This is a genomic window from Mangrovibacterium sp., assembly GCF_059905295.1.
In genome coordinates, this window is record NZ_JBZQJF010000161.1 from 1 (window position 1) to 13,231 (window position 13,231).

12 protein-coding genes are annotated in these 13,231 nt (G+C 42.3%); 4 read left to right on the top strand and 8 right to left on the bottom strand.

The window, feature by feature from the left end:
• The 7 genes from AC37HE_RS08605 to AC37HE_RS08635 form a co-directional block, all read right to left on the bottom strand.
• Window positions 1-783: methylmalonyl-CoA mutase family protein (locus AC37HE_RS08605; RefSeq protein ID WP_500782419.1), on the bottom strand; the 783-nt coding region annotated here is incomplete at its 3' end.
• A gap of 34 nt (window positions 784-817) precedes the next feature.
• A complete protein-coding gene (locus AC37HE_RS08610) occupies window positions 818-1,168 on the bottom strand; it encodes a four helix bundle protein (RefSeq protein ID WP_500782420.1) in 351 nt (116 codons plus the stop codon).
• A 42-nt stretch (window positions 1,169-1,210) separates the two neighbouring features.
• A complete protein-coding gene (gene mutA / locus AC37HE_RS08615) occupies window positions 1,211-3,091 on the bottom strand; it encodes a methylmalonyl-CoA mutase small subunit (RefSeq protein WP_500782421.1) in 1,881 nt (626 codons plus the stop codon).
• Window positions 3,092-3,432: 341 nt separating this feature from the next.
• Window positions 3,433-4,761, bottom strand: a complete 1,329-nt coding sequence (locus AC37HE_RS08620) for a TolC family protein (protein WP_500782422.1) — start codon at window positions 4,759-4,761, stop codon at window positions 3,433-3,435.
• 40 nt (window positions 4,762-4,801) lie between these two features.
• Window positions 4,802-6,424: a DHA2 family efflux MFS transporter permease subunit gene (locus tag AC37HE_RS08625; RefSeq protein WP_500782423.1), complete on the bottom strand. Its 1,623-nt coding sequence runs from the start codon at window positions 6,422-6,424 to the stop codon at window positions 4,802-4,804.
• A 4-nt stretch (window positions 6,425-6,428) separates the two neighbouring features.
• On the bottom strand, window positions 6,429-7,412 hold the full coding sequence (locus tag AC37HE_RS08630; RefSeq protein ID WP_500782424.1) for an HlyD family secretion protein: 984 nt from the start codon (window positions 7,410-7,412) through the stop codon (window positions 6,429-6,431).
• Between the two features lie 38 nt (window positions 7,413-7,450).
• On the bottom strand, window positions 7,451-8,074 hold the full coding sequence (locus AC37HE_RS08635) for a TetR/AcrR family transcriptional regulator (protein WP_500782425.1): 624 nt from the start codon (window positions 8,072-8,074) through the stop codon (window positions 7,451-7,453).
• Window positions 8,075-8,170: 96 nt separating this feature from the next.
• On the opposite strand from AC37HE_RS08635, the gene AC37HE_RS08640 reads away from it, so the two are divergent.
• From AC37HE_RS08640 to AC37HE_RS08655, 4 genes are all read left to right on the top strand, one after another.
• The gene (locus AC37HE_RS08640) at window positions 8,171-8,689 is read left to right on the top strand and encodes a hypothetical protein (RefSeq protein ID WP_500782426.1); all 519 of its coding nucleotides are present in this window, start codon (window positions 8,171-8,173) and stop codon (window positions 8,687-8,689) included.
• Window positions 8,690-8,880: 191 nt separating this feature from the next.
• Complete coding sequence (locus tag AC37HE_RS08645; RefSeq protein WP_500782427.1) at window positions 8,881-9,990, top strand: aminotransferase class I/II-fold pyridoxal phosphate-dependent enzyme; 1,110 nt, start codon at window positions 8,881-8,883, stop codon at window positions 9,988-9,990.
• Window positions 9,977-11,053 carry a dipeptide epimerase gene (locus AC37HE_RS08650; protein ID WP_500782428.1) on the top strand — a complete coding sequence of 359 codons (1,077 nt, stop codon included), beginning with the start codon at window positions 9,977-9,979 and terminating at the stop codon, window positions 11,051-11,053. Before AC37HE_RS08645 ends, AC37HE_RS08650 begins: the two co-directional genes overlap by 14 nt.
• A 144-nt stretch (window positions 11,054-11,197) precedes the next feature.
• Window positions 11,198-12,577: a UDP-N-acetylmuramate--L-alanine ligase gene (locus AC37HE_RS08655; protein ID WP_500782429.1), complete on the top strand. Its 1,380-nt coding sequence runs from the start codon at window positions 11,198-11,200 to the stop codon at window positions 12,575-12,577.
• A 78-nt stretch (window positions 12,578-12,655) separates the two neighbouring features.
• Here the strand turns inward: AC37HE_RS08655 and AC37HE_RS08660 are convergent, their stop codons facing one another.
• The gene (locus AC37HE_RS08660; RefSeq protein ID WP_500782430.1) at window positions 12,656-13,099 is read right to left on the bottom strand and encodes a DUF4395 domain-containing protein; all 444 of its coding nucleotides are present in this window, start codon (window positions 13,097-13,099) and stop codon (window positions 12,656-12,658) included.
• Window positions 13,100-13,231 lie beyond the last annotated feature (132 nt).

Consider the following 13,231-nt stretch of genomic DNA (forward strand, 5'->3'; position numbering starts at 1 on the left):
GATATAGTCCAAACCATCAGCCAGGGTATAAGCCATTTCGATATCGGCTGTTGCACCAGCTTCCTGCATGTGGTAACCCGAGATTGAGATTGAGTTGAACTTCGGCATGTGCTGAGAAGTGAACTCGAAGATATCAGCGATAATTTTCATGGAGAATTCCGGTGGGTAGATGTACGTGTTACGCACCATGAATTCCTTCAGAATATCGTTTTGAATGGTACCGGCCAATTGATCCAAAGTAGCGCCTTGTTCCAATGCTGTAACGATGTAGAAAGCCATTACCGGCAATACACCACCGTTCATGGTCATCGAAACTGACATTTTATCCAATGGAATTTGGTCGAACAGGATTTTCATATCCAGGATTGAGTCGATTGCCACACCGGCTTTACCAACATCACCCACGACACGAGGGTGGTCTGAGTCGTAACCACGGTGAGTTGCCAGGTCAAAAGCTACAGAAAGACCTTTTTGTCCGGCAGCCAGGTTACGGCGATAAAAAGCGTTTGACTCTTCAGCAGTTGAGAACCCTGCATACTGACGGATGGTCCATGGACGCAAAGGATACATGGCTGAGTAAGGTCCGCGAAGGAATGGTGGCAAACCTGAAGCATAGTTCAAATGCTCCATGCCTTCCAAATCTTCTTTGGTGTAAACCGGTTTCACCGGGATTTGCTCCGGAGTGATCCAGTCTTTTGAAATTTTGTGTTCAGCAGCCCATTCGCTGGCTTTTTGCTGCGCAGCTGCTGTTTTTATATTGATACTTTTAAAATCTGGTTTCATAATTAAATAGATTTTAGATTCTAGATTCTAGACATTAGATTAAATTCTTCTGAAAAGCGATCAGCATTTTGACAATCTCGGAACTTTTAATTAACAGTTCTTTTTTCACGCTCTCTGAAATATATTCCAAATCGCATGCAAGAATTTTTAATGATTCAACTTCAAACAAAGACCCTTTTGTTATATCAAGAAAATGATTGAAATCTCTATTCGTTCCCCGACCGGCTCCTTCTGCAATATTTGACATGACAGAAACGACAGCCCTGCGCGTTTGAGAAGTCAAGCCATAAAGCTCCTCAGATGGAAATTGTTTGGTCATCAGGTAAACATCCTTTACTAGGATTCTTGCCTTCTGCCAAATTTTTATTTCCCGGTAATTGTGCATTCTAAATGTCTATTGTCTAAATTCTGATGTCTTAATATCTGCTTAAACTATCCCTAGCTTTGCATTGTACGCTTTCAAGTCTTCAAGTACATTGCTCTTCACGTGAATGAAGTTTTCAATGCCTTTAGCTTTTAAATCATCCATGCAAGCAGGAGCACCAGCTACAACAAAAATTCCTTCGCCTTTCATTGCATCGAAAGTAGCAGGAGCTAACTCAACATATTCATCATCAGAACTACAGATTACAACAATCTCAGCACCTGCTTCTTTAGCAGCAGCCAAGCCTTCTTCAATTGTTGCGAAACCGTTGTTGTCTTTCACTTCGTAACCGGCAACAGCAAAGAAATTACATGCAAACTGAGCACGAGCTTTGCGGAAAGTCAGGTTACCAATAGTTAACATGAACGCCAAAGGACGTTTATTTTCTTTTGAATATTTATCGGTAGCGATACGCAGTTTTTCGAAAGCCTGAGCACCACGGTAAGGTTTCAATGTTTCGATTTCTGCATCTTCAGCAGTTAAATCAGTTGCTTCGAAAACAGCTGCATCAACGTCTTCTTTTGACAACTTCTCAGTGAAGTTCGGAAATTGGTTTGTACCCAGGATGTTTTCGCGACGAGTAGCTACTTTCATATCGCGTTTCTGAGCCATCTCTTTAATCTCAGCCTGGATGAAACCTTCTTTAGCCGCTGCAAGGAAACCACCTTTATCCTGAACAGTCAGGAACAGTTTCCAAGATTCTTCAGCGATTGAAGCAGTCAATTCTTCAATGTAGTATGAACCGGCACCCGGGTCAACAATCTTATCGAAGTGAGATTCTTCTTTCAACAATAACTGTTGGTTGCGCGCAATACGATCAGAGAACACTGTTGTATCTTCGTAAATTGCGTTGAACGGAAGAACTGCAATTGAATCAACACCACCCAGTGCAGCACTCATTGTTTCAGTTTGAGTACGCAGCATGTTTACGTAAGGATCGTAGAATGTTTTATTCCATGATCCGGTTTCGGCGTAAGCATTCATTTTGCAACAGCCATCGCATTTGGGACCGTAAGCTTTAACGATTTGAGCCCACAACATACGACCAGCACGGAACTTAGCAATTTCCATAAAGTAGTTTGCACTAACGCTAAAGTTGAATTTCAACTTTTTAGAAACTTCATTTACGGCCAAACCTGCTTCAGTTAAAGCTGAAAGATATTCAGCTCCCTGAGCCAAAGCAAACCCCAACTCTTGTACAGCCGAAGCACCTGCTGCAGCAAAATTTTTCGCATTTACAGCAACTACGCGGTATTTAGGAAGTTTAGCTGATTTTTCAATCAGTGCTTTTGCTTGTTCTACTGAACCTTCAACGCCGTTTTTCATGCGTCCGTACATGAGGTAGTTTCCAAATGGATCGCAAGCTACAGATGCTACAACATTTGCAGGATTCCATTTACCTGCCAACACATAGTCAGCAAAAGCTTCTGCGATTTTTGCGGTGTAGCACTTAGCAACAAAGTTTACTTCGATCGATTCCAGACAGATGTCTTTCAACAACACTGCCATGTCGTCTTTAGTAACATTGTTACACTCATTAAACACAAAGCCCAACGAAGTAACACCTTTCATCAATACATCCAGTGCTTTCTTGTTGGCCTCTGCAAAATCTTTTACGACGATGTTCTGACGAACATACCAGTCGTTGTCATTGGTCTTGTTTCCCCGAACAAACGGAAACTGACCGGGAAGTGTATCCAGGTAGTTCAAGTTTGCCAAGTCATCCTGACGGTAATACGGTTGAACGGAAAAACCTTCGTTAGTCCTCCAAACCAATTTGCGGTCAAAGTCAGCGCCTTTCAGATCGGTTACAATCTTTGCTTTCCAATCTTCGCTACTGACAGGAGGAAATTCTTGAAAAAGTTTGTTATATTTTTCTGCCATAATGTAACTGTTAAGAAAATCAGTTGCCAAAATTAGTGGTTTTTGAGCATAGAATCTCATAGTCTTTCAAGTTTTTAACAGCTTACTAACAAAAGTCAGCGTTTGTTTTTCAAGCATTTACATATCAAACTTTCTCCATATTCTATTTAATTAAAATCTCTGCATCGCAGGATTACCAACAAGTTGAATAACATCAGATTAGGGAACATAATTTAAGACAAAAATGCCTTTTATTTTCATTCTTTAGACCGATTCTTAATATTAACCATTTGTTAAAGTTCATAAAAAATGCTTCCTCCCGAAGGAAGAAGCATTCACGATTCAATATTTAAAATGAAAACTTATTGGTATAACTTTTCACCGGTAGTATGTTTTAACTGATAACCAGCTAACAGATAGTCTATTTTTGTTTTTAAGAGTTCAAGTTTACTGTCCTCCAGGTTGGTTGAAGCATCCAGTAAATCGAGGTTGGTAATACTTCCTGCATTAAAACTAACTTCGGCTAGCTTATAAGCCTCTTCGGCCTGTTGAAACTGCATTTCATTTTGCTCAATTTTCAGTTTTGCAGCTTTCAGGTCTTCGATCGATTGGATAACATCCTGCTTAACATTTCGTTTTTCCGCCTCTGTCGCATAATGTAGCTCTTCCTGCTTGGCCTCTTGAAGGGCCAACTGGTGTTTTGTTTTTGAGGCGCTGTAAATCGGAACATGCAGACCGACACCAACAGCATAGTTCGGCCTGATTTCCTGAATATCGGGTTCAAAGCCATTTTTAAGCCCTGCCGAAGCCATAGCCGATATACTTGGATTTACCGAAGAATGGATGGCCTCTTTCTGCAAATCAGCAATCTTCTCCTGCGTTTCTGCAATTTTAATCTGATCACGATTCGCAAAAGCCTGCTGCAAAGCTGTTCCAACCTCAGTTTGAACGAGCAATTGGGGAAGCTCTTCCGGGAATTTCACATCCGATTCAAAATCTTCTCCCACTAGAGTGGACAATACGGCCAGCTCCTTGGTACGCAATGACTTTAGGTCAACACGTTTGCTTTTCAACTTCGAAATCCGTACTTGCGTAGAAAGCAACTCGTATTTTGTTGACGTTCCGGCATCCAGCTTTTTGGTCACTGTTTGCTCGTGTTCTTGCAGGTTGGCCATCTCTTCCTGATTAATCTCAATGGCATTCTGCAAAAACACCACTTGGAAATAGGTGTTAATCATCTTCAGGCTCAATTGTTCCTGCAACTGCCCGATCGACTCATTTAAAAGTTCTTTGCGAGCTTTTTCTACTGCGAGTGACTTGTCGGTACGACCAAAATCGTACAAAGTTTGCTCATAGCTAACTTCCGCATTCATATTATTCGCAGGATTTAACTCGGCCTCACCAAGCCCCGGTAAATCGAATTTGCTAACCGGTCCAACCCGGGTATACGAGGCTACGCCATTAACCAAAGGGCGTAAAGCCGAGCGTACAAGCTCCATCTGTTCATCAGCCTGTACAAGCGATTGCTGTGCCTTTAATATGTTTGGGTTGTTTGCAATCATATGCTGAAGCAAACTATCAAGCTCATAAGAGTTTTCATTGCCCGCTGCGTCGGTTATGCCAACTGCTGAGAACAGGATCAGCATCGCACCAACCATATTTTTTAGAAATCTGAATTTCATTACTTTCATAAACAATGTATTATTTGTTCTTACATTCTTTGGTTCTGAGTTATTTAGCCGGAGCTTCAGCAACATCATCTTCATCCTTTTTCTTAGTCTGCAAAGCCAATACCGGGATAGCTCCCAGTACCGTAATAGCAGCTGCTATCAGAAAATCATCCGCGATTCCCTGAATGTATCCTTGATTCATCGTATGTTGAACCAACAACATCTTTCCTTGCTGCAGAGATTGACTGACCGAGCTTCCGGCCGAGTGTACGATATGCTGAGACAAGCGAGACACTGAACTCAAAAACTCAGGCGAATTGCGGTTAAGCTGCTCCCCGTAAATTTGCTGGTGAAAAATAGTCCGTGTTGTGAGCAGGCTACTCAAAATAGCCACGCCAAAACTACCTCCCAACTGTCGGGTCACATTAAACAAACTGGAAGCCTGAGCCATCTCATCTCTCGAAATTTTAGATAAGGCAATTGCACTAAGCGGCGCAAAAAGAATACCCATACCCAGACCCCGAAAATACAGCATCGTCATAATGGCCGCATGTTCGGTCTGATACGAAAGGAAATATCCCAAAACAAAGCTTAATACAATGCAGGCAATACCAATTAGCAATACAATTTTAGCATTGATTTTGGTAACCATTTTCCCGGCAAAAGGTGCCACAATTCCCTGAATAACCCCTACAGGAAGGAAAACAGCACCGGCCTGAATAGCAGTCCATCCTAGCGAATTTTGAAGAAAAAGCGGGAGAATGAAAGGTGTCCCAAACATGCCTATTCCAAAAATAAACATGATTAAATTACTCAAGCCAAAATTCCACTCCTTCAGTAATTTGATATCAATAAACGGGTCTTTGACATGCAGCTCGGCAACAATAAAAACAGTCAGACTGATAATGGCCACCGCAAAACAAAGCAAGATGTAAGGTGCAGTCCATCCTTCTGAATTTCCAACAGCTTTCCCTTCCGACAAAGCATAAAGCATGACCGGTAAAAAGATCACAATGGAGAAAAAGCCCCAGGGATCGAATTTACGAATCACCTTACTCTTATATTCCTGTTGAATAAGGTAGGTAACAAACAACCCGATTAACCCAATCGGAACATTAACCAGAAAGATCAGCTGCCAGCTGAATTTGTCAATCAGGTAACCTCCAATAAGCGGCCCGAAGGACACCGAGCTCGCCGCAGCAACAGCCCAAAATCCAAGAGCAACACCACGTTCTTTTGGGGGAAATTCACGGCTGACAATTGCCATACCCATAGGCATAATCGTTCCGGCCCCCAATCCTTGTATGACACGCGAAATAATCAAGGTCTGCTCGTTCACCGAGATTCCGCAAAGTGCCGAACCTAAAGTAAACAAGAGTAAGCCCAAAAAATAAATCCGTTTGTAACCAAAGCGGTCAGCCATCCATCCAGCAATGGGCAATACAACTGCCAGTGCCAACAGGTAAGCAGTCAGTACCCACTCAATCTGGTCGAGACTAGCACCAAAGTTTGCCATGATTTTAGGAAGCCCGACGTTTACAATAGTCGCATCGAGCACCGACATAAATGTTCCGATCATCACATTGGCAAGCAACCACCACTTATAAGAACCTTTTCGGGGATGAAGGAAAGAGGTTCGTGGTCGTAAATTCCAACGTAACCGATGTAAAAAAATACTAAACATACGCTTAGTTCCGCTCAATTTTAACAACCACCGACATCCCCGACAACAGCGGATACTTACTTAAACTTTGTCCTCCTTCAACATCATCAATGCTGATTTTTAGCGGAATACGCTGTGTCACTTTCGTAAAGTTACCGGAAGCATTATTTGGTGGAATCAACGAGAATTGCGACTCAGTACTCGCGCCCACGTAAAATACTTTCCCTTCGAAAGTGATTCCGGGATAGGCATCAAGGGTATATTTACTTGTACTACCGTTTTGAATACCACCCAATTTGGTTTCCTCCAGGTAAACTTTCACCCAGGCATCATCATTCTCAACCATCGAATAAACCGATTGTCCGGCCTGAACAACATCACCTTCCAACAACCAGCGTTTTGCAACCACACCATTTGATGAAGCATAAACCCGTGCATCCTGCAAATGTGACTTAACAACCTGAATTTGACTGATTGCTGAACCAACAGCAGCTTCTGCACTTTTTTGAGCAGCCGATGCCAACTCAATATCTTTACGACCTGAAGCCAATCTCGCTTGTGCTTCTTTATAAGCATCCTGCGCATGATCAAAAGCTTCTTTCGTAATTACGCTTCCTTCATACTGAATCTGAGCGCGCTCAAAGTCCTTTTTCGTTTTATCAACTTCAACCTGCAACACATTTAACTGCTGCTTATTTAATGCAAAGCGGGCTTGCGCCTCCTGCGCCTTTGCTTCAGCTTGTGCTTCCATACTCTTCAGGTAAAGTTTCTGAGCAACCAAATCGGTACTATCGAGTTCAAAAAGCAAGTCTCCCTGCTTTACTTTATCGCCTTCATCAACATATAATTTAGCAATTCGCCCCATGATTTTGGGACTCGCCGTTAAGGTATTGAACTCTACAAAAGCATCATCGGTAGATGCATATTTCAGATAGTCCAAATACCAATAGGTTCCTCCTCCAATAACCAGAACCAACACCAGTATCACGGGCAGATATACCCTTTTCATTTTTTTATTCATATTCCAGTTTCTGTTATTTTATGTTTTTAACTTATTCTTAGCCCCCGACAAAAAATATCGAGGAAAAGCTTGATCTGATCTAAATGCGCTTGTTTGTCCCGCTCTTTCTGAAAGGTATGCTTATCCCGCAGATACAACATTCGCAACCCGCGCACCGAATCATTATAAAGAGCTGCTGTTGCTTTTAAATCTTCAATCCGAAAAATGCCTCTTTCGTTCCCAATCTTCAAAATATCTTCAATCAGCAAATCTTCCAGATGATTAAAATCTCTAACCGTATCGCTCATAAACGACTGCAGGTTTTTCTGGTACATCATCTTCATGCGCGACAAATTGATAAGCCTCTCCGTCATGTCCAATCGGGTTATTGCATATTGATGCAACATATCTTCAGGCTCATTCAACACCTCAATTTTACTTCGGATAGTCTGCAAAAACTCATCTTTCTCCCGTTCAATGATAGACCGATATAATGCTTCTTTGTCCGGGAAGTAATAATACAGCGACCCTTTCGACATTTGCATGTCGTTGGCAATTTCCTGCATCGAGGTTTTCTCGAAGCCAAACTGGGCAAACCTGTTTTGAGCAACATCAATTATTTGTGCCCTTTTTGCGGCTTGCGCTTCTTCATGTTTATTGCAACCTTCCATTTGACCAAATTGGTTAATTGGTCAAAAGTAGATATAGAAATTGAAATTAAAAGATGAATCCGTCCTATTTTTGAAGATTGCACCCTAAATTTTACATTGAAAACACATTTGACAACCTCAAGAGGCCAAAACTTAGCTCAAACGGTTGGTCGTTTGGATTGGAGACTCTACTTTTATATCACACTGAAAATCGACTTCATGAGTCATCTCAAGCAAATCTTTGCAGCTTTTTGCCTGTCAGTTATTCTGATATCCTGCGAAAAAATTGACGGACCGGCGGGGAATGTCTTTAAAATTTGGGAAGTAACCGATTTTGTTGCAATCAACGATAGCCTATCCAATGAGAATGATGAACCGATTTACTTCACCATAAATACGGACAAAAGCTACGAGCTCCAACTTAATGTAAATACATGTGTTGGGAGCATTTTAACCATTACCGACAAACACCTGAACCTTAGTCCACCGACTTGCACTGAGATTTGTTGCGACACCCCGTTTGCAAGCCGTTTGGCAGAACTTATTCCTCAAATTTCAATGTATAAGGTTTCCGGAAGTACCCTGCGCCTTTATATCCCTAACTGGGGCTTTATCGAATGTGAACTAGCCGAATGAACATCCCAAATCCTGTTTCCGTAGAAAAGCTTCCGTTTTTGAGTTAATTTTTCTTTAACCCCCAGATATTAGGATGATAATTTTCAATCATAAATCCTAAATTTGTCATACATCTTATAAATACTTAATTCTTCGAAATCGAAATTCACAATACCACTCCAAATTAGGATGTGCATTAACAAACCGGAGCAATGAAAGTCACACTGGAAAGTAAAATTGGTCAGAACATCATCGTTGATCATACATCATATCATTATTTTGCAGGGAACAACTATCTAGGGCTTGCAGCTGACCATCGATTGATCAACAGCGCTGTTGAAGCAGTTTTAAAATATGGCGCCAACTTTTCAGCTGCCCGGCAAACAACCGGGACTGCCGATATTCACTTATTGCTCGAGAAGAAGCTGGCCGCATTTAAAGGAAAGGAGGATGCTCTCATTTTCGCATCGGGCTACATGGGGAACAAGCTGATCATGGATTACCTCAAAGATCAGGTCTCGGTAATTCTAACAGACTCGATGGCTCATGCCAGTATTATTGACGGCATTCCAAGAGATATTCAGACCGTTGAAAGTTATCCCCATTTGGATACCGATGCACTCGAAAGACTTTTACTTAAATACAAAGGTCAACAGGTATTAATCGCCACTGACGGGATCTTTGCCCTGACTGGCGAGATAACTCCCCTCGACCGGATTCACACGCTGGCAGAAAAATACGGAGCTTTAATTCTGGTCGACGATGCACATTCAACAGGTGTTTTGGGTGAAAACGGAAAAGGAACACCGGAGCATTTTAAACTCGACAAGTCGCCACTGATTTTCCAGTCGGAGACCATGAGTAAAGCCCTCGGATCATATGGGGGTTTTATCGCCGGATCATCAGAAATGATTGGGGCCATTCGTCAAACTTCTGCCTTTTACGGAGCATCAACCTCACTGCCGCCAACAGCCGTTGCATCAGGAATTGCAGCCTTGAACGTACTTTCAGAACACCCGGAAATACATCAGGAACTAATTGCGAAATCGATTGTTTGCAAAGAGGCCATTGCCGCCATGGGATTCGAGATCACCCTGCAACCAACTCCAATCATACCGTTATTTTTTAATTCGGAAGAAGAAGCAACAAAACTATCAGAATACCTCGCTGCAAACAAAATTATTGCCCCTGCGGTAAAATACCCCGTAAAATTGGATCGCTATTTGGTCCGAATGACTTTGTCTGCTGCACACACACAAGAGCAACTGGACTATCTTTTAAAAACCCTTAAAACCTGGAGAACCAAAGATGAAAGGAACTAAAATAATTGATGTTCACATTGAGAAGTTGAACATTCCTTTGGACGCCCCCTTTACAATTGCAACCGGTGCGAAATATCAAATCGAGAATGTTTTGATTACGCTTGAACTCGAAAATGGGAAACAGGGTTTTGGTGAAGCAGCGCCTCTGGAGCCTGTTAATGGCGAAAACCAAGGTACTGCACTTGCCACCTTACTAAGTTGTCGCGATTATTTGATCGGGCAATATGCCTCCGACTACCGTCAAATATCCAAACATTTGAAATCGGTGTTTTGGGCTCAGGCAACAGCCCGCTGCGCCATCGAAATGGCCTTATTGGATGCCTATACCAAAAGCCTGAACATTCCACTTTTCCAGTTTATAGGCGGCGCTGAACATCAAATCGAAACCGATTACACCGTAGATATTGTCGATGCTGCCACCGCTAAGTCAAATGCCCAAAAACTGGCAAACAAAGGCTACCGAACGCTGAAAACAAAAGTTGGGAAAAACCTGAAAGATGATGTAGCACGGGTGATTGCCATAAAAGAGGGTGCTCCGGAGTGCCGGATTATGCTGGACGCCAATCAAGGTTACTCTCCGGCTGATGCCATTCATTTTTTGGAAGTATTGGAAAAACAGGGAATTCGTCCCGAGTTGTTCGAGCAGCCAGTGGTCAAACATGATTTACAAGGCATGAAGCGTGTAAAAGAAAGCACATCGGTACCAATTGCTGCCGACGAAAGTGTTTTCACCGCAGCGGATGCGATTAACGTCATAAAAGCAGATTGTGCTGACCTCATTAATATTAAAATCATGAAGTCGGGCTTAGTTGAAGCACTGGACATTGCAGCAATTGCCCGTAGTGCAAACAAAGGGCTGATGATTGGCTGCATGCTCGAGAGTAAGTTGGGCTTAGGCACTTCGGTCCATTTAGCTGCCGGATTAGGTGGTTTTAATTTTGTCGACCTGGACCCTCACATTGACCCTGAAAAAGAACCTTTTAGTGGTGGCCCTCAATTTACAGATCCATTTTACATGTTGACTCCGGAAGCCGGAATCGGTGTACAAAAAAAACAATCCTGATTATTTGGAAATACTGAACATTTACAACCAGAAGCCGGAACGTTATGCTCCGGCTTTTTCTTTTTTATTCAATTTCTTCGTACATCGAATCCCCCTTTGATACGCCCGAATGTTTATCTTTGGTCTTTCTGCAAAACAAACACTATGCACATTCATTTTATAGCGATCGGCGGAAGCGCCATGCACAACCTGGCCATTGCCTTGCACAAAAAAGGATTCCAGGTAACCGGAAGTGATGATGAAATTTTTGAGCCTTCGAAAGGCCGACTGGAGCAATATGGTTTATTACCGAAAGATTTTGGCTGGCACCCGGAAAAACTTAGTCCGGAGATTGATGCCATTATTTTAGGCATGCATGCCCGCCCCGATAACCCTGAGCTGTTAAAAGCCCAGGAGATGGGACTGAAAATATACTCTTACCCCGAGTATTTGTACGAGCAAACAAAAGATAAAACCCGCGTGGTGATAGGAGGCTCACATGGAAAGACATCAATCACATCCATGATCATGCACGTACTGAAAACCAATGGCGTACTGTTCGACTATATGGTCGGTGCCAAGCTGGAAGGCTTTGACACAATGGTTTCGCTAAGTCATGAAAGTCAGATTGCCGTTTTTGAGGGTGATGAATATTTGTCGTCGCCTATCGACCGCCGACCGAAGTTTCACCTCTACCATCCAAACATCGCTTTGCTAAGCGGTATTGCCTGGGATCATATCAACGTATTTCCGACATTCGGGAACTATGTGGAGCAGTTTCGGATTTTTGCTGACTTGATTGAAAAAAACGGTTCACTTTTTTATTATAGTGGCGACGAAAACCTGGTAAACATTGCCGGTCAAGTGCGTCAGGATATCTCAACAGAAGCTTACCTCGAGCACCCGTCGTTAACTGAGAATGGCATTACGAACCTGAAAAACAACGACAAAACATACCCATTGCAAGTTTTTGGGGATCACAACCTGCAAAACATTGCCGGAGCGAAATTGGTTTGCAGTCAGCTGGGGATAACCGATGAGCAATTCTACAACGCGATGACTTCCTTTAAAGGCGCAGCCCGCCGCCTGGAAGTGCTGGCGCAAAACGGAAATTGTACCGTGTTTTACGATTTTGCACACTCACCTTCAAAACTGAAAGCAACAACCGAAGCTGTGAAAAAGCAGTTTACCGACCGGAAATTAGTTGCTGTGATGGAGCTGCACACCTTCAGTTCGTTGAAAAAAGAGTTCCTGCCTCAGTATGAAGGGTGCATGGCCTCGGCCGACGAAGCTTTTGTTTATTTTGACCCACATACCATTGAGCACAAACGGCTTGAACCAATTAGTAAAGAGCAGGTCGCCAATGCTTTTGCAAAGCAGGGCCTACAAGTATCAACCGACTCGGATGAGCTGTTTTCAAAGCTTCAATCTGAAAACTGGCACAATAAAAATCTGTTGATTATGACTTCCGGAAATTTCTCAGGGAAAGATGTTAAAGAAATTGCGGAATCGGTTTGCTTAAAAAATGAACTGAATTCCAATTAATATAGAATGATACAGGCTTGATAACTTCTGATAGAGTTACAAGCCTGTTTTATTATAATTGAATCGGATACGATACCATCACGAATTTTTATAGAACGGCAAGACAAAAAGCGTGTAAATTGTACAACCGGCACAAAAGGCAATTGAAAATTCCAAGCCGGCAAAAAACACCAGAATCCCTGCAATAATTTTGGAAGCAGTCAGAAAACCTCCAAAGTTCAAGACCAAGATGGCCAACACCATAACAAAGCCCATTCGGGCAGCAAAGATCTTGGGCGCTTTATCAATCGGTTTCTCCGGAAGTCGCAATGCTTTGGTCAACCAGTAAGCAACGCAGCTCAGCAGGCTGAAACGCATCTTGGTAAATGCACGAACACCAAAATCGGCTAACAAAATCAGAAAAATCGCGGGTAATTTGAATCCGAAAGCCACAATTACCAACATTACAACAAGTAAAGCTGTAATTCGCGGAACTTGTTCATTAATTCGTTCTTTTGAAATCGGGCAAAAAATATTCTTCATTTCTCTCTTTTTTTAAAAGACAAAGTTATCCGTTTTTCCTTTTAATTGTGATTTTTATCAGGATATGTAAAGGCAATGTTACCCGAAAAAGCAGAATTTTACCGAAATTTAGGCACTTCAAGCGACCTTCAA